Origin of the sequence: Curtobacterium sp. MCBD17_034, assembly GCF_003234515.1 — a bacterium.
Classification (GTDB): Bacteria; Actinomycetota; Actinomycetes; order Actinomycetales; family Microbacteriaceae; genus Curtobacterium.
On the sequence record NZ_QKTN01000001.1, the window covers coordinates 136,994 to 157,747 of the forward strand.

General features: G+C 72.4%; 21 protein-coding genes and 3 tRNA genes. 17 read left to right on the plus strand and 7 right to left on the minus strand.

From position 1 onward, the window contains the following. Positions 1-18: 18 nt before the first annotated feature. Together DEI92_RS00680 and DEI92_RS00685 are read right to left on the minus strand one after the other, a co-directional pair. Positions 19-444, minus strand: coding sequence for a hypothetical protein (locus DEI92_RS00680; protein WP_220037430.1), 426 nt, complete (start codon positions 442-444; stop codon positions 19-21). A 2-nt stretch (positions 445-446) separates the two neighbouring features. Next, a complete protein-coding gene (locus DEI92_RS00685; RefSeq protein WP_111010397.1) occupies positions 447-884 on the minus strand; it encodes an Lrp/AsnC family transcriptional regulator in 438 nt (145 codons plus the stop codon). A 253-nt stretch (positions 885-1,137) separates the two neighbouring features. Here DEI92_RS00685 and ddaH point away from each other — a divergent pair, with 253 nt between their 5' ends. Continuing rightward, a complete protein-coding gene (gene ddaH, locus DEI92_RS00690) occupies positions 1,138-2,007 on the plus strand; it encodes a dimethylargininase (protein ID WP_181434574.1) in 870 nt (289 codons plus the stop codon). 28 nt (positions 2,008-2,035) lie between these two features. Here the strand turns inward: ddaH and DEI92_RS00695 are convergent, their stop codons facing one another. From DEI92_RS00695 to DEI92_RS00710, 4 genes are all read right to left on the minus strand, one after another. Next, on the minus strand, positions 2,036-3,313 hold the full coding sequence (locus DEI92_RS00695; RefSeq protein ID WP_111011992.1) for an MFS transporter: 1,278 nt from the start codon (positions 3,311-3,313) through the stop codon (positions 2,036-2,038). Positions 3,314-3,520: 207 nt separating this feature from the next. Then, a tRNA-Phe gene (locus DEI92_RS00700) sits at positions 3,521-3,596 on the minus strand. Positions 3,597-3,656: 60 nt separating this feature from the next. Further along, positions 3,657-3,733, minus strand: a tRNA-Asp gene (locus DEI92_RS00705). A gap of 43 nt (positions 3,734-3,776) precedes the next feature. Beyond that, a tRNA-Glu gene (locus DEI92_RS00710) sits at positions 3,777-3,849 on the minus strand. A gap of 292 nt (positions 3,850-4,141) precedes the next feature. Between DEI92_RS00710 and DEI92_RS00715 the strand changes: the two genes are divergently transcribed. Together DEI92_RS00715 and DEI92_RS00720 are read left to right on the plus strand one after the other, a co-directional pair. Further along, the gene (locus DEI92_RS00715) at positions 4,142-5,509 is read left to right on the plus strand and encodes a M23 family metallopeptidase (protein ID WP_146249058.1); all 1,368 of its coding nucleotides are present in this window, start codon (positions 4,142-4,144) and stop codon (positions 5,507-5,509) included. A gap of 31 nt (positions 5,510-5,540) precedes the next feature. Then, on the plus strand, positions 5,541-7,007 hold the full coding sequence (locus tag DEI92_RS00720) for an NlpC/P60 family protein (protein ID WP_111011994.1): 1,467 nt from the start codon (positions 5,541-5,543) through the stop codon (positions 7,005-7,007). Positions 7,008-7,175: 168 nt separating this feature from the next. Here DEI92_RS00720 and DEI92_RS00725 read toward each other — a convergent pair whose 3' ends face one another. After that, positions 7,176-7,664, minus strand: coding sequence for an inorganic diphosphatase (locus DEI92_RS00725; RefSeq protein WP_111010321.1), 489 nt, complete (start codon positions 7,662-7,664; stop codon positions 7,176-7,178). Positions 7,665-7,721: 57 nt separating this feature from the next. Here DEI92_RS00725 and tilS point away from each other — a divergent pair, with 57 nt between their 5' ends. The 14 genes from tilS to DEI92_RS00790 all read left to right on the plus strand — a co-directional run bounded on the left by tilS (position 7,722) and on the right by DEI92_RS00790 (position 20,746). Further along, the gene (gene tilS / locus DEI92_RS00730) at positions 7,722-8,852 is read left to right on the plus strand and encodes a tRNA lysidine(34) synthetase TilS (protein WP_258369815.1); all 1,131 of its coding nucleotides are present in this window, start codon (positions 7,722-7,724) and stop codon (positions 8,850-8,852) included. A 51-nt stretch (positions 8,853-8,903) separates the two neighbouring features. Then, the gene (hpt, locus tag DEI92_RS00735) at positions 8,904-9,455 is read left to right on the plus strand and encodes a hypoxanthine phosphoribosyltransferase (protein ID WP_111010320.1); all 552 of its coding nucleotides are present in this window, start codon (positions 8,904-8,906) and stop codon (positions 9,453-9,455) included. Between the two features lie 126 nt (positions 9,456-9,581). Continuing rightward, positions 9,582-11,579 carry an ATP-dependent zinc metalloprotease FtsH gene (ftsH, locus tag DEI92_RS00740; RefSeq protein ID WP_111010319.1) on the plus strand — a complete coding sequence of 666 codons (1,998 nt, stop codon included), beginning with the start codon at positions 9,582-9,584 and terminating at the stop codon, positions 11,577-11,579. 9 nt (positions 11,580-11,588) lie between these two features. Beyond that, positions 11,589-12,563: a dihydropteroate synthase gene (gene folP / locus DEI92_RS00745; protein ID WP_111011995.1), complete on the plus strand. Its 975-nt coding sequence runs from the start codon at positions 11,589-11,591 to the stop codon at positions 12,561-12,563. After that, positions 12,560-12,937 (plus strand): dihydroneopterin aldolase, encoded by a 378-nt coding sequence (folB, locus tag DEI92_RS16740; protein WP_111010317.1) that lies wholly within the window; start codon positions 12,560-12,562, stop codon positions 12,935-12,937. Before folP ends, folB begins: the two co-directional genes overlap by 4 nt. Further along, a complete protein-coding gene (gene folK, locus DEI92_RS16745; RefSeq protein ID WP_111010316.1) occupies positions 12,934-13,473 on the plus strand; it encodes a 2-amino-4-hydroxy-6-hydroxymethyldihydropteridine diphosphokinase in 540 nt (179 codons plus the stop codon). The genes folB and folK overlap by 4 nt, the downstream gene beginning before the upstream one ends. Beyond that, positions 13,470-13,946 carry a DUF3180 domain-containing protein gene (locus DEI92_RS00760; protein WP_111010315.1) on the plus strand — a complete coding sequence of 159 codons (477 nt, stop codon included), beginning with the start codon at positions 13,470-13,472 and terminating at the stop codon, positions 13,944-13,946. Before folK ends, DEI92_RS00760 begins: the two co-directional genes overlap by 4 nt. A gap of 38 nt (positions 13,947-13,984) precedes the next feature. Then, positions 13,985-14,491 carry a PH domain-containing protein gene (locus DEI92_RS00765; RefSeq protein ID WP_111010314.1) on the plus strand — a complete coding sequence of 169 codons (507 nt, stop codon included), beginning with the start codon at positions 13,985-13,987 and terminating at the stop codon, positions 14,489-14,491. Then, positions 14,488-16,200: a PH domain-containing protein gene (locus tag DEI92_RS00770; RefSeq protein ID WP_111011996.1), complete on the plus strand. Its 1,713-nt coding sequence runs from the start codon at positions 14,488-14,490 to the stop codon at positions 16,198-16,200. The genes DEI92_RS00765 and DEI92_RS00770 overlap by 4 nt, the downstream gene beginning before the upstream one ends. Continuing rightward, positions 16,197-16,895 carry a Rossmann-like and DUF2520 domain-containing protein gene (locus DEI92_RS00775; RefSeq protein WP_111010313.1) on the plus strand — a complete coding sequence of 233 codons (699 nt, stop codon included), beginning with the start codon at positions 16,197-16,199 and terminating at the stop codon, positions 16,893-16,895. Before DEI92_RS00770 ends, DEI92_RS00775 begins: the two co-directional genes overlap by 4 nt. A gap of 111 nt (positions 16,896-17,006) precedes the next feature. Continuing rightward, positions 17,007-18,566 carry a lysine--tRNA ligase gene (gene lysS / locus DEI92_RS00780; RefSeq protein ID WP_111011997.1) on the plus strand — a complete coding sequence of 520 codons (1,560 nt, stop codon included), beginning with the start codon at positions 17,007-17,009 and terminating at the stop codon, positions 18,564-18,566. A 210-nt stretch (positions 18,567-18,776) separates the two neighbouring features. Continuing rightward, complete coding sequence (locus DEI92_RS00785) at positions 18,777-19,043, plus strand: hypothetical protein (protein WP_146244060.1); 267 nt, start codon at positions 18,777-18,779, stop codon at positions 19,041-19,043. An 81-nt stretch (positions 19,044-19,124) separates the two neighbouring features. Further along, complete coding sequence (locus tag DEI92_RS16750; RefSeq protein WP_258369821.1) at positions 19,125-19,256, plus strand: hypothetical protein; 132 nt, start codon at positions 19,125-19,127, stop codon at positions 19,254-19,256. Positions 19,257-19,699: 443 nt separating this feature from the next. Further along, complete coding sequence (locus DEI92_RS00790) at positions 19,700-20,746, plus strand: sigma-70 family RNA polymerase sigma factor (RefSeq protein WP_111011998.1); 1,047 nt, start codon at positions 19,700-19,702, stop codon at positions 20,744-20,746. The last annotated feature ends 8 nt before the right edge of the window (positions 20,747-20,754 follow it).

Here is a 20,754-nt window from a genome sequence, read left to right on the forward strand (position 1 = left end):
GGTGGGCCGGCTCCCGGGTCAGGAGCGCTCGGGCCGTCCCGCGCGGAGTCCGAGCACGGCGCCGAGGTAGGACGGTGCCGCCGCGACCGCGACTCTCCAGTGTGCACGCGATCGGGCGGGGATGCGCGGTGCGACGGCGAGGGGCACGAGTGCGGGCAGGAGGAACGCCGCGGCCCGCGAGCGGGTCCACACCGGCGTCGTCACGGCGGCGCCGGTCAGGGTCGCCGTGACGACGAACAGCGCGTGGTGCACGACCCGGAGCCGCTTCGTCCGGATGACGCCGGTCGCGACCGCGGTGCCCCACGCGCAGTTCGCGAGGTAGGCGACGGTGGCGGCGGTGACCAGGAGGCGGGCCGGAGCGATGCCCGCGCGACGGGTGCCGGGCCTCCCGGGCGAGCGCGGGACGGAGCGGCGGACCGGCGTCCGGGTCGTGCGCGGTGCCACGCTCACAGCGACTCGCGCGAGACGAGTCGCGACAGCACGATCGCACTGCGGGTGTGGTCGACGTGCGGGGCGGAGCGGACGCGGTCGAGGGCCTCCTCGAGCGACGCGATGTCCCGACTCCGCATGTGCACGACGGCGTCGGCGCTCCCGGTGACCGTTCCGGCGTCGACGACCTCGGGCACGTTCTCGAGCACGGCGCGGAGTTCGTCGGGCGAGACGGTGCCGCGGCAGTACAGCTCGACCCAGGCCTCGGTCCCGCGTTCCTCGACGGCGGGGTCGACCTTGATCGTGAAGCCCTGGATGACGTCGTCGGCCACCAGGCGGTCCACGCGGCGCTTCACCGCGGACGCCGAGAGCCCGACCACCGCGCCGATGTCGCCGTAGCCGGCGCGGGCGTTCTCGCGGAGTTGGTCGAGGATGCGGTGGTCGAGCGAATCCATCGCCGTCATGCTACGCGCGGTCGTTGCGTCCGCCCCGGAGCAGGCGCACGGATCCTGCGCGGACGCACATGCGATCGGCGCCGCCGCGACACCCCCATGGCGGGGTCTGTCCGCGGGGAGCGCCGCGTGGCACACTGTGCCGGGGCGTCGACCTGGTCCGCCTCGTCCACGGGTGAGTGAGCCTGCACCTCACCCCAGCGCTCCTCGAACGGTGTCCCCTGGCAGGCTCGGGTCCGCCGCCCAGGAGACCCCCTTGTCGAACCCGGCCCCCGCCACCACCACAGCGCCCACCCGCACGGCGACCAAGCGCACCGTCCTCATGTGCAAGCCGACGCACTACACGGTGAGCTACCGCATCAACCCCTGGATGCACCCCGAGGAGCCGACCGACACCGCGAAGGCGGTCGCCCAGTGGCAGACCCTCGTCGACACGTACGAGCGGCTCGGGTTCGACATCCACTTCATCGACCCGATCGAGGGGCTGCCCGACATGGTCTACGCGGCCAACGGCGGCTTCGTGCTCGACGGCGTCGCCTACGGCGCGAAGTTCCAGTACCCGGAGCGCCAGCCCGAGGGTCCCGCGTACATGGACTGGTTCCGCGAGCACGGCCTCCGCGTCGCCGAGCCGGTCGAGACGAACGAGGGCGAGGGCGACTTCCTGCTCGTCGGCGACGTCATCCTGGCCGGCACCGGGTTCCGCAGCGACAGCACCTCGCACGAGGAGATCGCCCGCGTGTACGGCCGCGAGGTCGTCACCCTGAAGCTCGTCAACCCGGCGTTCTACCACCTCGACACCGCGATCGCGGTCCTCGACCCCGAGCCGGTGGACGGCGTCGCGAACATCGCCTACCTGGAGTCCGCGTTCGACGAGGCCTCGCTCGCCGAGCTCCGCCGCCGGTTCCCCGACGCGATCATCGCCACCGAGGAGGACGCCGCGATCCTCGGGCTCAACTCCTACAGCGACGGCCACAACGTCGTCATCGCCGCCCGCGCGACGACCTTCGCCGAGCAGCTCCGCCAGCGCGGGTACAACCCGATCGGGGTCGACCTGTCCGAGCTGCTGCTCGGCGGCGGTGGCGTCAAGTGCTGCACGCTCGACCTGCACCCCGTCGAGACCGCCTGACCGGTCCCTGCTCCCGAGCCCGTCGTGACTACGTCGCGGCGGGCTCGGCCGGGAGCTCCCGCATGCCGAGCAGGGGCGAGAGCAGGACGGGCAGCGCCGCGAGCAGGGCACCGACGCCGGCGACCCACATGGTCGCCTCGACACCGAGCCACGTGCCGAGCAGTCCGGCCGTGATGCCCCCGATGGGCACCACGCCCCACACCACGAACCGGATCGACGCGTTCATCCGGCCGAGGAGGCGCGGCGGACAGATCCGCTGCCGGTAGGTGACCTGCGTGATGTTGTAGACGAGGACCCCGGCGCTCGTGAGGAACTCGGCCAGCACGAGCAGCGGGACCGCGAGCGTCGGCACCAGCCCCGGCGTCGCGAGCAGCAGCGCCCCGACCCCGGCCGCGACGGCCGCGACGGGGATCGCGGTGCCCTCGCCGACGCGTCGGGCCACCCTGCCGGCGGCCAGCGCGCCGAGGAGTCCCCCGACCGCGCCGACGCTCGTCGCGACGCCCCACACGAGCGTGCCGAGGTGCAGGTCGCGGAGGACGAGGAGCGGCAGCACCGTCCCCCCGATCCCGGAGAACAGGTTCAAGCCGGCCGTGCACAGGACGACCCGGACCAGGAGCGGCTGGTGGAACACGAACGCCAGGCCCTCGCGGATCTCGGTCACGAGTGGCAGGCGTTCGTGCTCGGGCCGCGGCTGCTCGTCGTCCCGGATCCCGAGGAGCGCGACGAACGACGCGAGGTAGCTCAGCGCGTCGATCCCGACGACGAGCGCCGGCCGCAGCGCCGCGAGCAGGGCACCCGAGGCCGCGGGACCCCCGACGCGCGCGACCTGCTGTGACGCCTCGAGCTTGCCGTTCGCGTCGCCGAGGAGCGCCGACGGCAGGATCATCGGCGGGTAACTCTGGTACGCCACGTCGAAGAACACCGTCGCCGCGCCGACCAGGGCCGCCACGACCATGAGCTGCCAGATCGTCAGCGCGCCGAGCAGCCACGCGACGGGGATGGTCGCCAGGAGCAGCGCGCGGGTCAGGTCCGCCGCGAGCATCACCCGGCGCTTCCGCATCCGGTCCACCCAGGCACCCGCAGGCAACCCGATGACGAGGAACGCCACCGTCTCGAGCGCGGTGAGGACGCCGATCTCGAACGTCGAGGCGGCGAGCACCGTGACCGCCAGGGTCGGGATCGCCAGCACGGCGAGCTCACTGCCGACCGCGCTCGCCGACTCGCCGCTCCACAGCCGGAGGAACGGTGCGTTGCGCCACACCGTGGCGGGGCTCGCCGCCCCCGTCGTCCGGCCCGGCTCTGTCATCCGCTCAGTATGTCGGGAGGCCCGTCCCGCCCCCGCCACCCGCCGTTCGGCTTCGCACACGCGCCGTTCGGCTTCGCACACCCGCCGTCCTGTTGCACCCCGCGATGCGAGTGTTCAACGGGACAGGACGTGTTCAACGCTCGGCGGGAGTCCGATCGGCGGCAGTCGGGAACGACGAAGGCCCCCGCTCCCGCGAGGGCCTTGCGATGGTGGCTGGACACGGCATCGATCCGTGGACCTTTCGATTTTCAGTCGAACGCTCTACCAACTGAGCTATCCAGCCGTGGGCGACTCGATGGATCGAGTGGTGCCCGGGACGACTCGGTCCGAGGACCGGACGCCATGGCGACCCTGACGGGACTTGAACCCGCGACCTCCGCCGTGACAGGGCGGCACGCTAACCAACTGCGCTACAGGGCCATGCTTGTTGAGTTGTGGACGGCGCCGGACACCCCGCCTGCAGTGACCCCAACGGGATTCGAACCCGTGCTGCCGCCGTGAAAGGGCGGTGTCCTAGGCCACTAAACGATGGGGCCGTCAAGCGATGCTTCACAGCTACCGGAGAACCAGCATACGGAAGCTCGCCGCGAATGCCAAACCGAGTGGATACCGCCTCGCCGGTCGGCGTGTCGCGGGCGTCGTGACCGGGGCAGCCGGGTTCACTCGCCGCAGAGAGAACCCCGTGCCGTCGTTCCCCGTGGGTCCGACGTCGGTGCCCCATGCCCCTCGCCAGGGGGGTGGAGTGTCCGACACCCCTGTTGTTACTGTTGCGACTGTTGACAGTGTGACTCGGGTGCGCCTCGCCGTGCTGTTACGAAATCGAGACCGATGACTTCTTCCTCCTCCATCAGCCGCCGATCCGCGCCCCGACGCGCCGCTCGGGCCCTCGCCGTCCCCGCGAGCCGACCCCGTGCCCTCGTCCTCGCCGTCGTCGTCGCGCTCACGGGGGGTGTCCTCGCCGCGACCGGGACGCCCTCGTCGGCGTCCGCCACGTCCTACCCGAGCTGGTCCGACGTCCAGGCGGCCAAGGCGTCCCAGGCCGCCCAGCAGGCGAAGGTGACCGAGATCAAGGGACTCATCGCGTCCCTCCAGTCCCAGGTGTCGGCCAAGCAGGCCGCCGCGGAGAAGGCCGGCGAGGCCTACCAGACGGCGCAGACCGAGTACGACGAGGCCGCGCTCAAGGAGCAGAAGCTCCGGACGCAGGCGGACGAGGCCCGCAAGACCGCGGCCGCGTCGGAGCGCCAGGCCGGGCAGCTCGCCGCGCAGCTCGGACGCTCGTCGAACAACGACGTCACCTCGAACCTCCTGGCGCACCCGTCCGGAGCGAAGGACCTGCTCTACCAGCTCGGCGCGATGTCGAAGCTGTCCGAGCAGGCCGACGGCATCTACGAGCAGGCGAGCCAGGACCGCGGCACGGCGCAGGCGCTGACCGACCAGGCCGGGGTGGCGAAGAAGGCGCTCGGAACACTCCGTGACGCCGCGCAGCAGAAACTGGCCGACGCGAACGACGCCGCGACGGCCGCACAGAGCGCTCTCGACGACCAGAACGACAACCAGGCGCGGTTGCAGGCGCAGCTCGTCCTCCTGACGACGAACGCCAAGAACGTGCAGGCGAACTACGACAAGGGCGTCGCCGTCGCCAAGGCCGCTGCTGCCGCGCGAGCCGCCGCTGCCGCGCGAGCCGCTGCTGCTGCCCGGGCGGCTGCCGCTCGCGCCGCCGCTTCCGCCCGGACCGGGGGCGCCGGCGCGCAGACGAGCACGGGCGCCACCACCACGACGCCGAACGGGTCGGGCTGGGTCCGCCCGTCCGCCGGGTACCAGACGAGCCCCTACGGCTACCGCGTCGACCCCTACACCGGTGCGTACGCCCTGCACGCCGGGGTCGACCTCGCGCCGGGCTGTGGTGCGCCGATCTACGCCGCCCACAGCGGGACCGTCACCTTCGCCGCGAACGGCGGGGGTTACGGCAACGAGGTCATCATCGACAACGGTGGCGGCATCTCGACGGCGTACGGCCACATCGTCAACGGCGGGTTCCTGGTCCACGCGGGCCAGACCGTGGTCGCGGGACAGCAGATCGCGCTCGTCGGCTCGACCGGCTGGTCGACCGGCTGCCACCTCCACTTCGAGACCCGGGTGAGCGGCGCTGCCGTCGACCCGGTCCCCTTCATGGCTGCGCGGGGGATCTCGGTATGACCACGAGCGCGCCCAGGAGGCACTGACCCGCATGAAGCCAGCACGCGTCCTCATCGGAGGCGCCGCGACCCTCGCGGTGCTCGGACTGACGTTCACCGTCGCCGCACCGGCGTCGGCCAGTCCGTCCGCTCCCTCGTGGGCCGACGTGCAGGCGGCGAAGCAGTCCCAGGCGGCGACGCAGCACCAGGTCGACACGTTGACCTCGTCGCTCGACGCGCTGCAGACCCAGGCGGAGCGGGCCTCGGTCGCCGAGCAGCAGGCCGGTGAGGCGTACCAGCGGGCGGCATCGCGACAGCAGGCGGCGCAGACCCGGGTCGACACCCTGACGCGCCAGTCGAAGCAGGCCGAGGCGAAGGCGAAGGTCTCCGCCCAGCAGGTCGCCGGCCTCGTGGTCGAGCTCTCGCGGACGGGCGGCGGGGATCTGTCGACGGCGATGCTCGTCGACGGCGCCGACGCGAAGGACCTGCTGTACCAGGTCGGCACGATGTCGCACCTGTCGGCTCGCTCGGCGGGCATCCTCGCCGACGCCGAGGCCGACCAGCGGCAGGTCGACGCCCTGCAGCACCAGGCCTCCTCGGCCGAGACCGCGCTCGGCAAGGCCACCACGGCCGCCAAGACGTCGCTGTCCGACGCGAACGACCAGGCCGCGAGCGCCGCCGGACGGCTCAAGAGCGTGCAGGACCAGCAGTCGACGCTCTTCGACCAGCTGGCGTACCTCAAGGGAACGACGGCGAGCACCGAGGCCGCGTACTTCGCCGACCAGCAGGCGAAGCAAGCCGAGCGGGCGATCGCGACCTCGACGACCAGTGGGAGCGCCGGCACGACGAAGGCCGCCGCCACCGGGAGCACCGGGACGACCGCGTCGAAGCCCGCGGCGTCGAAGCCGACCGGTTCGAAGCCGACGGTGTCGAAGCCGACCGGGACGGGCACGGCCCCGAAGCCCGTCACCGCGCCTGCGCCGAAGCCGGCCGCGCCGGCCCCGAAGCCCGTCGCAGCGCCCAAACCGGCCGCGCCGGCCCCGAAGCCCGTCACCGCGCCTGCGCCGAAGCCCGTCACCGCGCCCGCGCCGAAGCCGCCGACGTCGAGCACCGGCTCGTCCTCACCGTCCAAGGGCTCCGCCGCGCTGGCGTTCGCGTCCGCCCAGATCGGCAAGCCGTACGTGTTCAGTGCCGCCGGTCCGAACTCCTACGACTGCTCGGGGCTCGTGATGGCCGCGTACAGCAGCGTCGGCGTGGCCGTCGGTGGGCACCGGGTCGACTGGCAGTACGAGCACTTCGCCGCACTCGGCCGACTCGTGCCGCTGTCGCAGGCACAGCCGGGCGACATCATCTTCTACTCGACGACGGGCACGAACCCGGCGGGGATGTACCACGACACGATCTACGCCGGCGGCGGTCGGATGGTAGAGGCCCCCAAGCCGGGACTCAGCGTGCGGAACTACGCTGTGTACACGTACCAGATCGTCCCCTACGTGGCGCGCCCCACCGGCTCGCTCTGATGACCCGGCCGGGACCCCTTCGGGTGGGGTTCCGAGCCGATGACGGTGCCGACCCCTTCGGGTGGGGTCGTCACCGGACGAAGGCGGCGGGCGCCCCATGGGCACCCGCCGCCTTCACTTCTGCCAACCGGCCGCCTGGCCAGCGCCGCGCCTCGGGACGCGACGGACTCAGTGGCCCGGCTGGTACGCGGCGAAGCCCGCCGCGACGATCTCCTCGGCCTCGGCGGCGTCACCCCAGCCCTCGGCGTTGACGAACTTGCCCGGCTCGAGGTCCTTGTAGCGCTCGAAGAAGTGGGCGATCTCGGCCTTCGTCTGCTCGTCGACGTCGGCGATGTCCTGGATGTGCTGCCAGCGCGGGTCCTTCGCCGGGACGCAGAGCACCTTGGCGTCGGAGCCGGCCTCGTCGCTCATCTTGAACACGCCGACCGGGCGGACCTTGACGCCGACGCCGGGGAACGCGGGGTACTCGAGCAGGACGAGGGCGTCCACGGGGTCGCCGTCGAGCCCGAGGGTGTTCTCGAAGAAGCCGTAGTCGGTGGGGTAGACGAACGACGTGAACAGGACGCGGTCCAGGTACACCCGACCGGTCTCGTGGTCGACCTCGTACTTGTTGCGGCTGCCCTTGGGGATCTCGATGACGACGTCGTACGCGGCCATGTGGCACTCCTCGATGTGGATGGTTCTGCGGTCCTACAGCGCCGATAACGTTACAGGGTGGACATGCACCGGCCCCGGCTCGGACCCGCAGTCGCCGCCGTACGCCGCGCGGTGCGGACGTCCCTCGCGGATGCCCGTTCGGCGGGCGCCCTCGCCTCCGGTGACCTCGTCCTCGTGGCGCTGAGCGGCGGCCCCGATTCGCTCGCACTCGCGGCCGCGACCGCGTTCGAGGCGCCCAGGCAGGGCCTCCGCGCGGGCGCCGTCGTCGTCGACCACGGCCTCCAGGCGGGCAGCGGGGCGGTCGCGAGCGCGGCCTCCCGGCAGGCGGAGGCGCTCGGGCTCACGCCCGTCGTCGTCGACCACGTCCGCGTCGGTGACGCGGGTGGGCCGGAGGCCGCCGCCCGGGAGGCCCGGTACCGGGCGATCGCGGCCGTCGCCGCGGCGGAGCGGTCGCCGCTGGTCCTGGTCGGGCACACGATGGACGACCAGGCCGAGACGGTCCTGCTCGGCCTCCTGCGTGGCAGCGGTCCGGACAGCCTGTCGGGCATGCCGGCGCGGTCACCGGCGCCGGTGGCGCCCGGGCCGCTGCTCGCCCGCCCGCTGCTCGGCGTCCGGCGGGCGACGACCGTCGCGGCCTGTGCCGAGAGCGGCCTGGAGCCGTGGACGGACCCACAGAACAACGACCCCGCGTTCGCCCGGGTCCGGGTGCGCGCGCGCGTGCTGCCGGTGCTCGCCGAGGAGCTCGGCGACGGCGTGGTCGAGGCCCTGGCTCGCACCGCCGACCAGATCCGCGAAGACGCGAGCGCGCTCGACCACTTCGCCGAGGAGCTCGCCGAGGAACTCGCGGAGCACGCCGAGGCGGGCATCGCCGTGTCCGTGTCGGGACTCGCGGCCAACCCGCCGGCCCTGCGGCAGCGACTCGTGCGCCTCGCGGTCGAGGGGGAGTTCGGCGTCGTGCTCTCGCGGCTCCAGACGCTCGAGGTGTGCCGGCTCGTGACGGACTGGTCGGGACAGGGGCCGATCGACCTGCCCGGCGTCCGCGTGCGGCGCGAGGGCGACCGCCTGCTGTTCGCGAGCACGACGTCCGGGCCGGTGTCCGGGTCCGGGCGGCCGGTGTCCGGGTCCGGGCCGGGGTCGCCCGGCCGTATCCTGGGAGACCCGGGCGGCACCGGCCCGGCGCACCACTGACCCGGCGCACCACTGACCCGGCGCACCACTGACCAGAGAGGGCACGCCCCCGTGGAACTCACCGACGTCCAGGCCGACCTGAGCGAGGTCCTGTTCACCGCCGAGCAGATCGACGCCCGGATCGCCGAGCTCGCCCGCGCGGTCGAGGCCGACTACACCGGGCGCGACCCGCTGCTCGTCGGCGTGCTCAAGGGCGCGGTCATGGTGATGGCGGACTTCTCGCGTGAGCTCAAGCTCCCGATCACCATGGACTGGATGGCGGTGTCGTCCTACGGGTCCGGCACCAAGTCGTCCGGCGTCGTGCGGATCCTCAAGGACCTCGACACCGACCTGCACGGCCGCGACGTCCTCATCGTCGAGGACATCATCGACTCCGGGCTCACCCTGTCCTGGCTCCGGCAGAACCTCGTGAGCCGCGGGGCCGCGAGCGTCGAGATCGTCGCGTTGCTCCGCAAGCCCGAGGCGGCCAAGGTGCAGGTGGACGTCAAGTACGTCGGCTTCGACATCCCGGACGCGTTCGTGATCGGGTACGGCCTCGACTACGACGAGCGTTACCGCAACCTGCGTGGTGTCGGGGTCCTGGCGCCGCACGTCTACTCCTGACGAACGGCCCTCCGGACGTCGAGTTCGCCCTCGGAGGACACCCACTCGCCCCACAGAGTCCCGGCCGTATGCTGACTCCCACGCAACATCGGCAGAGAAAGGTGTCGGGCGTGTCGCCCGGATCACATGGACTTCAAGCGCATCTTCCGTGGGCCGTACCTGTACGTGATCATCGCGGTCATCGGGATCTGGATCGGCTGGGCCGTGATCAGTCAGTCCGGGACGTCGCAGATCACGACGCAGAAGGGCCTCGAGCAGCTCGGTGACGGCAAGGTCGCCTCTGCCACCATCAACTCCACCGAGCAGCGCGTCGACCTCGTGCTCAAGGACGGCAACCAGACGGAGCAGTTCTACTACTCCACCCCGCGTGGGCCGGACGTCGTCTCGGCGGTCGACAAGGCGAACCTGTCGAAGGGCTACAACGACACCGTCCAGCAGTCGAACGTGTTCGTCTCGCTCCTGCTGACGTTCCTGCCGTTCCTCGTCATCGGTCTGGTGTTCTGGTTCCTCCTGTCGAGCGCCCAGGGCGGCGGCTCGCGCGTCATGCAGTTCGGCAAGTCCCGCGCGAAGATGAACAACAAGGAGAACCCGCAGGTCACCTTCGCCGACGTCGCCGGCGCGGACGAGGCCATCGAGGAGCTCCAGGAGATCAAGGAGTTCCTCAAGGAGCCGGCCAAGTTCCAGGCGGTCGGCGCGCGGATCCCGAAGGGCGTGCTGCTGTACGGCCCTCCCGGGACCGGCAAGACCCTGCTCGCCCGCGCCGTCGCCGGCGAGGCCGGGGTGCCGTTCTTCTCGATCTCCGGTTCGGACTTCGTCGAGATGTTCGTCGGTGTCGGTGCGAGCCGCGTCCGTGACCTGTTCGACCAGGCCAAGCAGAACGCTCCCGCGATCATCTTCGTCGACGAGATCGACGCCGTCGGTCGTCACCGCGGTGCCGGCATCGGCGGTGGCAACGACGAGCGCGAGCAGACGCTGAACCAGCTCCTCGTCGAGATGGACGGCTTCGACGTCAAGACGAACGTCATCCTCATCGCCGCGACGAACCGTCCCGACGTGCTCGACCCCGCGCTCCTCCGGCCGGGCCGCTTCGACCGCCAGATCGGCGTCGACGCCCCGAGCCTCATCGGCCGCAAGCAGATCCTGCAGGTGCACGGCAAGGGCAAGCCCCTCGCCGCGAGCGTCGACCTCGACGTCCTCGCCCGCAAGACCCCCGGGTTCACGGGTGCCGACCTGGCGAACGTCCTCAACGAGGCCGCGCTGCTCACCGCGCGCTCGAACGCGCAGCTCATCGACAACCGCGCGCTGGACGAGGCCGTCGACCGCGTCATGGCCGGTCCGCAGCGCCGGACCCGCGTCATGAGCGACCAGGAGCGCCTCATCACCGCGTACCACGAGGGCGGTCACGCGCTCGCGGCCTCGGCCATGCGGCACACCGACCCCGTCACGAAGATCACGATCCTCCCGCGCGGTCGTGCCCTCGGGTACACGATGGTGCTCCCGCTCGAGGACAAGTACTCCGTCACGCGCAACGAGCTGCTCGACCAGCTCGCCTATGCCATGGGCGGTCGTGTCGCCGAGGAGATCGTGTTCCACGACCCCACCACGGGTGCGTCGAACGACATCGAGAAGGCCACGGCGACCGCACGCAAGATGGTCACCGAGTACGGCATGAGCACGGCGGTCGGTTCGGTCAAGCTCGGCCAGGGGTCGGGCGAGCCGTTCCTCGGCCGCGACATGGGCGCCCAGCGCGACTACTCGGAGAACATCGCCGAGACCGTCGACGCCGAGGTCCGTGCCCTGCTCGAGTCCGCGCACGACGAGGCCTACCAGGTCATCAACGCGAACCGCGACATCCTCGACCACCTGGCGGGCGCCCTCCTCGAGAAGGAGACGCTCGACCAGAACGAGCTCGCCGAGATCTTCAAGGACGTCCGGAAGCTGCCCGAGCGCCCGCAGTGGCTCTCGAGCGACAGCCGCCCCGTGAGCGACCTGCCCGCGATCTCGCTGCCGGTCAAGGCGCCGGTGGACGAGGGCGCCGTCGACGGCGGCATCGACTCCGAGCCCCCGGCGAAGCCGCGTCGGGCACGGGCCCCGCGCGGGAACCCCGGTATCGCGCCGGCGTAGGCCAGCGGGATGACCGACCTCCCCAGCCGGCGCGAGCGCCGGATCTCCGAGGCGAGCCGCGCCCGCGCCGCCGCAGCCGAACCGGCGACCGTCGCCATCGACCTCCCTGCCCTGCAGCAGGAGGCGGCGACGCGTCGCCGGTCGGCGCGTGCGGCGGGCGCGGCCCCATCGACGCCGGGCCGTGCGCGGATCATGGGCATCCTCAACGTGACGCCCGACTCGTTCAGCGACGGCGGCGAACACCACCGACGCGCCGCCGCCGTGACGCACGCGCGCCGGCTCGTGGCCGACGGCGCCGACCTCGTCGACGTCGGCGGCGAGTCCACCCGGCCGGGTGCGCCGCGGGTGCCGGTCGACGAGGAACAGCGTCGCGTGCTGCCGGTCGTGCAGGACCTGGTCGCCGAGGGCATCACGGTGAGCGTCGACACGCTGAACGCGGCGACGGCCGAGCGGTCGCTCGAGCTCGGGGCGTCGATCGTCAACGACGTCTCCGGCGGGCTGGCCGACCCGGACATGGCCCGCGTCGTCGCCGCGAGTGGGGCGGGCTTCGTCGTCATGCACTGGCGCGGCCACAGCGACGTGATGCACCGGAACGCCATGTACGAGGACGCCGTCGAGGACGTCCGCCGCGAGCTCGAACTCCGGGTCGCGGAGCTCATCGTGCTCGGTGTGCACCCGGACCAGGTCGTCGTGGACCCGGGGCTCGGGTTCGCGAAGCACGGTCGGCAGAACTGGGAGATCCTGGCCGGGTACGAGCGCTTCGCGTCGCTCGGGCTCCCGGTGCTCGTCGCGGCGTCACGCAAGCGCTTCCTCGCCGGCGTCGGGAGCGATCCGGACGCCGCACCCCGGGACCGGGACCTGGCGACCGCGGCGATCACGCTGCTCGCCGCCGAGCGTGGGGCCTGGGGCGTCCGGGTCCACGACCCCGCCCCGAACCGCGCGGTGCTCGACGTCTGGGACGCCTGGAGGGCCGCGCGATCGTGAACGACGTCATCCGCCTCACGGGGGTCCGGGCCCGCGGTCACCACGGGGTCTTCGACCACGAGCGCGCCGACGGGCAGGACTTCGTCGTCGACGTCGCCGTCGAGGTCGACGCCCGTGCCGCCGCGGGCCCTGACGACCTCGACCGCACGGTGCACTACGGCGTGCTCGCCGAGCAGGTCGTCGCGGCCGTCGAGTCCGACCCGGTCGACCTCATCGAGACCCTGGCGGAGCGCATCGCCGCCGTCGTCCTGGGGCACCCGGCGGCACTCGCCACCGAGGTCACCGTGCACAAGCCCCAGGCGCCGATCACGGTGCCGTTCGCGGACGTGTCGATCACCATCCGCCGGGACCGCTCCGCGCGGGTCGACCCGTGAGGCGCGCCGTCATCGCCCTCGGCGCCAACCTCGGCGACCGGGGGTCGACCCTGCGCGAGGCCGCTGCGGCGATCCTCGCGGTGCCGGGGGTGCGCCCGGTGGCCGCATCGCACGAGGTCGAGTCCGTCGCGATGACCCTCTCCGGGCCCGACGAGACGAAGCCCCGGTACCGCAACGGGGTGGTCGTGGTCGACACCGATCTCGAGCCGCACGCACTCCTCGCCGCGTTGCACGACATCGAGGACGCCCACGGCCGGGTCCGCGTCGAGCGGTGGGGGGACCGGACGCTCGACCTCGACATCGTGGCCGTCGACGACGTCGTGCTCGACGCCGCCGACCTGACGCTCCCGCATCCCCGGGCCGCCGAGCGGGCGTTCGTGCTCGCGCCCTGGCTCGACGCCGACCCCGACGCGGTCCTCCCCGGCGCCGGTCCGGTCGCCGCGCTGCTCGCCGCGGTCGGCGACGACACCGTCCGCGTCGAGGAACCCCGACTGTTCGCGTCCCGTCCGTCCGAGCTCCCGGGAGCACCCCAGTGAGACACACCCGCGCCTCCACCCTGATCAGCGTCGCGATCGTCGCCGGTGTCGCCGGGTTCGCCCTCGACGCCGCTCTGGCGTCCCGGCAGCGGCCCGTCATCGTGCTCTCGTCGGCGCTCGGGCTGACCCTGGGCTTCATCGGCATCGCGCTCGTGCTCATGGCGATCCCGGTCCGTCGGCACGCCCGTGGCACCGCGACCCGCCCCGTCGACGCCTTCTACGCCACGCGGGTGGTGGTCCTCGCCAAGGCCTCGAGCATCTGCGGCGTGCTGTTCGGCGCGTTCACGGGCGGCGGGCTCGCGTTCGTCCTCACGCGGGCCGTCGTCCCCGCGCTAGGCTCCATCCTGCCCAGCGTCGTCGCGGTGTTCGGTGGTCTGGTGCTCATGGTGTGTGCGCTCGTCGCGGAGCACATGTGCACGGTGCCGCCCCGGGACGACGACGACTCCGACCCGGGTGGGACGACCGCGATCTGACCGACCCGGCAGCAGCGACGCCGACGACAGGGGGACCGATGCCGAGGGAACGTCTCGACCTGCCGGGGATCCCCTGGAGCCGGGTGTCGCCGCGCCTCGTCTGGACCGAACTCGTCACCGTCCTCGTCGTCGGGGTGGTCATCACCGCCGGGTGCTTCCTCATCGGCGTGGCGTTCCGGGGGTCCTCACCGACGACCGCGCTCGTGTGGACGCTCATCGGGCTCGCCGCCGCGGTGGTCACCGCCCTCGTCGCTGCCTTCACCCCCCGGCGGATCCGGTCGATCGGGTACGCCCTCCGCGACGACGACCTCGTGGTGCGGCGCGGACTCATGTTCCAGCGGTTCATCGCCGTCCCGTACGGCCGCATGCAGCTCGTCGACATCAGCCGCGGGCCGCTCGGTCGTGCCCTCGGTCTGAGCGACCTCCGGTTCGTGACGGCGGCGGCGAGCACGAACGTCCGGCTGCCCGGGCTCCCCGAGGCCGACGCGGACCGCCTGCGCGACGAACTCGTCGCGATGGCCGAGAGCCGACGGGTCGGGCTGTGACCTCCCGGCCGTCCGGCCCGCCGCTGCCGCCGCTCCCGCAGCCCCACCGGCAGGGCGACGCCGCCGCGGCCGCCGACCTGACCGACGGGACGTGGCACCGCCTGCACCCGCTGACGCCGCTGCTCCGCGGAGGGATCGCGTTGCTCGTGATCCTCGGGTGGGTGGTCAACACCCTCCGCGAGCGGCTGCTCGACCTCGTGATCCCGGGTGGTGCTCGGGGCGGCGAGCAGGGCGACCCGATCGACTACGTCGTCCGCCACGACTACGTGGGCGTCGCGCTCCTCGGGGTGCTCGTGTTCATCCTCGTGCTCATCGGCCTGTTCACGCTGTCCTGGCGCATGCACACCTTCCGCGTGACCGGCGAGGTCGTCGAGGTCCGCTCGGGCGTGCTGTTCCGGAACCACCGCAAGGCCCGCCTCGACCGCATCCAGGCCGTCAACGTCGTCCGCCCGTTCGTGGCCCGGCTCGTCGGCACGGCCCGGCTCGAGATCTCGCAGGCGGGCAACGACGCGAACGTGCAGCTGGCGTACCTCGGCTCGCGGCCGGCCGACGACCTGCGGCAGCGCATCCTGCTGCTGGCGAGCGGTGCCCGCGCCGACGTGCCGGGCGGGTCCCGGGCCTCCCGGCCGCCGGGACGGTTCGTCGACGAGCGGATGACGGAGTTCCTGGCCCCGGAACTCGACCCCGCCGCGGTGCGCGCCACGCGCGTCGTGCGCGTGCACACCGGGCGGCTCATCGGCTCCGTGCTCCTGTCGAACACGACCGTCGTGCTCGCCCTCGCCGCGGTCGGCATCATCGTGAGCGTCGCCGTGACGGGCCAGTACTTCCTGCTCGTGACGTTGTTCCCGGCGATGATCGGCGCCGTCGGGGTCACGGTCCGCCGCTTCACGAAGTCGCTGCAGTACTCGATCGCGGCGACCCCGGACGGGATCCGCATCGGCTACGGCCTCGTGTCGACCTCGAACGAGACCCTGCCGCCCGGGCGCATCCACGCCGTCGCGGTCACGCAGCCGCTGCTGTGGCGTCCGTTCGGCTGGTGGGACGTCCGCGTCAACCGCGCCTCGCACGCCGGCGGCTCCCGTCAGAACCAGCAGACGTCCTCGGTCGTGCTGCCCGTCGGTGACACCGCGGACGTCCGTGCTGTGCTCGAGATCATCCTGCCGGAGCTCGTCGGCACCGCGGTCGCCGGGCCCGCCGCCTCCTTCGCCAGCCTGCAGGAGGGCTCGGCCGCCGCGGTCGACGTCGTGCAGGGCAGCCTGACGGGGTCGGGCGACGCCGGTGGGTTCACGCGGTCACCCGGTCGCGGCGCCTGGCTCCGACCGCTGTCCTGGCGTCGCAACGGCTACCGGAGCGTCCCCGGGGCGGTGCTGCTCCGCCTCGGCGCGGTCTGGCGGTCGCTCGTCGTCGTGCCCCTGCCGCGCGTGCAGAGCATCCGGGTGGCACAGGGCCCCGTCGAGCGCGCGCTCGGGCTCGCCGAGGTCCACGTGCACACCGTGCACGGTCCGGTCGTCGCGCGCATCGGCGCGCTCGCCGTGCCCGACGCGATGCGGCTGTTCTCCGGCACCGAGGCCGAGGCCGTCCGCGCGGCCGCCGCCGACACCTCGCACCGGTGGCGTGACGACCGGGAGGTCCGGGGCGCCGACCCCGCGTCGGTCGCCGCACCCGTGGGGTGGGAGCACGTGCCACGACCGGACGGAGGACCACGATGAGCGAGCGGGCCGGACGACTCGGGGTCGGCGTCGTCGGTGCGGGCCGGGTGGGCCCGGTGCTCGGCGCCGCGCTCGCGAACGCGGGGCACGCGGTCGTCGGCATCACCGCGGTCTCCGACGCGGGACTCGACCGGGCCGAGGCGCTCCTGCCCGGCGCGCCCGTGCTCGGGACCCCGGAACTCGTCGAGCGGAGCGAACTCGTCCTGCTTGCCGTGCCGGACGACCAGCTGCCGGGGCTCGTGCAGGGTCTGGCCGACGCTGGCATCTGGCAGGCGGGACAGCTCGTCGTGCACACGAGCCCGGACCACGGGGTCGGGGTCCTCGCGCCCGCGACCGCCCAGGGCGTCATCCCGCTGGCGATCCACCCCGCGATGGCGTTCACGGGCACGAGCGTCGACCTCGCCCGCCTCCGGGACGCCTACTGCGCGGTGACCTCGCCCGCGCCGGTGTTGCCGATCGCGCAGGCGCTCGTGGTCGAGATGGGTGCCGAGCCGGTCGTCGTCCGTGAGGCCGACCGCGCCGCCTACGCCGACGCGGTCCGGGCCGCGGTGGACTTCTCGAGCGCGATCGTCGACCAGGCCGCCGGGACGCTGGCGGCGATCGGCGTCGACCACCCGGGACGGGTGCTCGGTGCGCTCGTCCGGTCCGCCGTCGAGAACGCGCTCGCGCAGGCGGACGGGCAGCAGGCGCTGTAGCGGTGCGTGGTCCCCGGCAAGCGCCTCCCGGCCAGCGTCTCCCGGCCGGCTGCGCCGTGGTGGGCCGGTAGCATCGACGCATCCCCCACGACCCCCGGAGCTGCGCGCGCGATGACCGACGAACCCGCTGACACCACCGACCCCGAGGCCGTCGCCCTCGAGACCGCCCGCGTCGACGCCGAGGCAGCCGCCGCGGCCGAGACGAGCGAGCAGCGTCAGGTGCGCCTCGACAAGCGGGAGCGGTTGCTGGCGGCGGGCATCGAGGCCTACCCGGTCGAGCTCGGGATCACGACGACGATCCCCGCGGTCCGCGCCGAGCACGCCGACCTGCCGAGCGGCGAGGAGACCGACGACGTCGTCGGGCTCGCCGGCCGTGTGGTGCACTCGCGGAACACGGGCAAGCTGTGCTTCGCGACCCTCCAGTCCGGCGACGGCTCCCGCATCCAGGCGATGGTGTCGCTCGCCGAGGTCGGGGACGAGTCGCTCGCGCGCTGGAAGGAGTTCGTCGACCTCGGCGACCACGTGTTCGTGCACGGCCGCGTGATCTCGTCCCGCCGCGGCGAGCTGAGCGTCATGGTCGACGACTGGGCGATCGCGGCGAAGGCGATCCTGCCGCTGCCGAACCTGCACACCGAGCTGAGCGAGGAGACCCGGGTCCGCGCCCGCTACCTCGACCTCATCGTCCGCGAGCAGGCGCGCACCACCGTGCGCGCACGTGCCGGCGTGATGCAGTCCCTCCGCGCGACGTTCGCCGCCCACGACTACCTCGAGGTCGAGACGCCGATGCTGCAGACCCAGCACGGTGGCGCGTCGGCCCGCCCGTTCGTGACGCACTCGAACGCGTTCGACACCGAGCTGTACCTCCGGATCGCGCCCGAGCTGTTCCTCAAGCGCGCGGTCGTCGGCGGCATCGAGCGTGTGTTCGAGATCAACCGGAACTTCCGGAACGAGGGCGCCGACTCCACGCACTCGCCCGAGTTCGCGATGCTCGAGGCGTACCAGGCCTACGGCAACTACGAGCAGATGGCCGACCTGACGCAGGAGCTCGTGCAGAACGCCGCGCTCGCCGTCACGGGCGGGCTCGTCGTGACGCTCGCCGACGGCACCGAGTACGACCTCGGCGGCGAGTGGGACCGCATCGACATGTACGGCTCGCTCTCCGCCGCGGCCGGTCGCGAGATCACGCCCGACACCCCGCTCGCCGAGCTGCAGGCGCTCGCCGAGGCCGAGGGCGTCGAGGTCGCGCACGCCACCCACGGCAAGTACGTCGAGGAGCTCTGGGAGCACTTCGTCATCGACTCGCTCGAGCGCCCGACGTTCGTCATGAACTTCCCGGTGGACACGTCCCCGCTGACGCGGGAGCACCGGTCGCGCCCGGGCGTCGTCGAGAAGTGGGACCTCTACGTCCGCGGGTTCGAGCTCGCCACGGCGTACTCCGAGCTCGTCGACCCGGTGGTGCAACGCGAGCGGTTCGTCGAGCAGGCGAAGCTCGCCGCGGGCGGCGACGTCGAGGCCATGCGCGTCGACGAGGAGTTCCTGCGCGCCCTCGAGCACGGCATGCCGCCGTCCGGCGGGATGGGGATGGGCATCGACCGCCTGCTCATGGCGATCACGGGCCTCGGGATCCGCGAGACGATCCTGTTCCCGCTCGTCAAGGGCGCTGGAGCTTAGGGCAACGCGTCAGCGTTGCGCGACGCCGGCCCCGGGTGAGCCTGCGAGCACGGCAGTCGACGCACTCCTGCGCACACGGACGACAACGGGACGTGCGGGCGCATGCGCACTCGTCGTCGGCGTGCGCACACGGCGGACGGGCTCCGCTCGCTGGCCGTGCGCTCAGGTCCCCCGCACGGCACCCCGAGCACCGGGACGTACCATGGTCGCGTGCCTCATGGAGTCGTGACCGGGATCATCTTCTCGCTGACGCCGACCGTCGTCGTCGGCCTGGTGTTCTGGTTCGTCATGCGGGCGATCATCCGGGCCGACCGCACCGAGCGCGCGACCTACGCCAAGCTCGAACGGGAGGAACGCGCCCGTTTCACCGCGGAGCGTGCCGCCGGTGGACCCGGCGCGGGTACCGCGGGGCCGCGTGACGTGCAGGCGCCGAGCCGCCCCGCAGCCGTCCCCGCCTCGCCGCAGTCCGCGGAGTAGTCGCTCCCGGACGTCCGGCGGTCAGCGCCGCGACACGAGCCGTTCACCCCGCCGTCGTCGGGGCTGGTCAGCATCGCCGGCATGACCGATCTGCTGCATGCCGTCGCCCGCTCGTTCGTCGGGGACATCGAGAGCGAGTACGACGAGTTCGACCTCGACGCCGAAGCGGAGGGAGCCCAGCGACGCACGGACTGGCTCGAACCGAGCTGGTGACCGCCGATCGACCCCCGGGTGACGAGCGTGTTACGGGATCGTTGCCGAAAAGGGGTACGGACGTGCCGCGGGGGCCCCATCCGCACGCGTACCCCGGAACGTGTCCGCCGCCGGGTGACAGGGCGGGGTACAGGCCCGGAATCGGTTCGGACGCGGACGACGATCGGCGGATTTCCGGGCTCGTCCCCCAGCATCTCCGGGATCGGAGGACCGGTCGGCGGAGTGGTCCCGTACCCCCACCCGGGGGTCCGCGATGACGAAGCACGGAGATCCCTGGGAAAAGCAGGAAACGATTTGTGGGGTACACCTCCGGGCCGCTTTACTCGTTGCACGCCCCGATGGAGGGGCAGCAGGACCAGCGCCGAACGACACCGTCCGACGTGATCCGGCCCGGCCCAGCCGGTTCGGCCCCCGTCAACCGTCACCGCGAAGGAGAGTCAGCCATGACCATCGCAACCGAAGCTCCGAGCACCACCCGGCGTTCCAAGACCACCACGAAGGTCGAGGCGGGACCGCGCGAGCTCGACAGCGTCGACACCGCGATCGAGGCCGACGAGCGTCTCGCCGGTGTCCGCGGCGCCTCGGTCGACCAGGTCGGCGACTACCTCCGCCACATCGGCCGCCTGCCGCTGCTCTCCGCCGAGGAGGAAGCGGACATCGCCCGCCGCATCGAGGTCGGCCTGTTCGCCGAGGAGAAGCTCGCGAACACGCCCGACGTGCCGAAGCAGCTGCAGCGTGAACTCCGCTGGCTCGTCCGCGACGGCCAGCGTGCCAAGGAGCGGATGATCACCTCGAACCTCCGCCTCGTCGTGAGCATCGCCAAGCGCTACTCGCAGCGCGGTCTGCCGTTCATGGACGTGATCCAGGAGGGCAACCTCGGCCTGGTCCGTGCGGTGGAGAAGTTCGACTTCACGCAGGGCTACAAGTTCTCGACCTACGCGACCTGGTGGATCCGCCAGGCGATCTCGCGCGGTCTCGCCGACAAGGCCCGCACCATCCGCATCCCGGTGCACACCGTGGAGCTCATCAACAAGATCTCGCGCACCGAGCGCGACCTCACCGTCGACCTCGGCCGGGCGCCGAGCCCCGAAGAGGTCGCCGAGGAGCTGAGCATGGACGTCGAGGAACTCCTCGACCTCAAGGGCCGCTCGCACGAGCCCGTGTCGATCCACACGGTGGTCGGCGACTCGGACGACTCCGAGCTCGGGGACTTCATCGAGGACGAGGACGCCGCGAGCCCGAACGAGATGACCGAGAGCACGCTGCTCCACCGGGACATCCGGTCGATCGTCGCCGAGCTGCCGACGGACGAGGCGCGCGTCATCCGCATGCGCTACGGCCTCGACGACGACCACCCGATGACCCTCGACGAGATCTCGAAGGTCGTCCACACCACGCGCCAGGCGGTCAGCCGCGTCGAGTCCCGCGCCAAGCTCCGCCTGTTCGCCAAGGCGGTCAGCCAGGACATGCAGCTCTACCTGACCGACTGAGGTCCAGG

Coding starts and splice junctions, on each gene's coding strand:
- DEI92_RS00685 (WP_111010397.1), bottom strand. CDS start 884: ATGGATTCGCTCGACCACCGCATCCTCGACCAACTCCGCGAGAACGCC.
- DEI92_RS00695 (WP_111011992.1), bottom strand. CDS start 3,313: ATGACAGAGCCGGGCCGGACGACGGGGGCGGCGAGCCCCGCCACGGTG.
- DEI92_RS00715 (WP_146249058.1), top strand. CDS start 4,142: ATGACTTCTTCCTCCTCCATCAGCCGCCGATCCGCGCCCCGACGCGCC.
- DEI92_RS00720 (WP_111011994.1), top strand. CDS start 5,541: ATGAAGCCAGCACGCGTCCTCATCGGAGGCGCCGCGACCCTCGCGGTG.
- DEI92_RS00725 (WP_111010321.1), bottom strand. CDS start 7,664: ATGGCCGCGTACGACGTCGTCATCGAGATCCCCAAGGGCAGCCGCAAC.
- ftsH (WP_111010319.1), top strand. CDS start 9,582: ATGGACTTCAAGCGCATCTTCCGTGGGCCGTACCTGTACGTGATCATC.
- folP (WP_111011995.1), top strand. CDS start 11,589: ATGACCGACCTCCCCAGCCGGCGCGAGCGCCGGATCTCCGAGGCGAGC.
- DEI92_RS00765 (WP_111010314.1), top strand. CDS start 13,985: ATGCCGAGGGAACGTCTCGACCTGCCGGGGATCCCCTGGAGCCGGGTG.
- DEI92_RS00775 (WP_111010313.1), top strand. CDS start 16,197: ATGAGCGAGCGGGCCGGACGACTCGGGGTCGGCGTCGTCGGTGCGGGC.
- lysS (WP_111011997.1), top strand. CDS start 17,007: ATGACCGACGAACCCGCTGACACCACCGACCCCGAGGCCGTCGCCCTC.
- DEI92_RS16750 (WP_258369821.1), top strand. CDS start 19,125: ATGACCGATCTGCTGCATGCCGTCGCCCGCTCGTTCGTCGGGGACATC.
- DEI92_RS00790 (WP_111011998.1), top strand. CDS start 19,700: ATGACCATCGCAACCGAAGCTCCGAGCACCACCCGGCGTTCCAAGACC.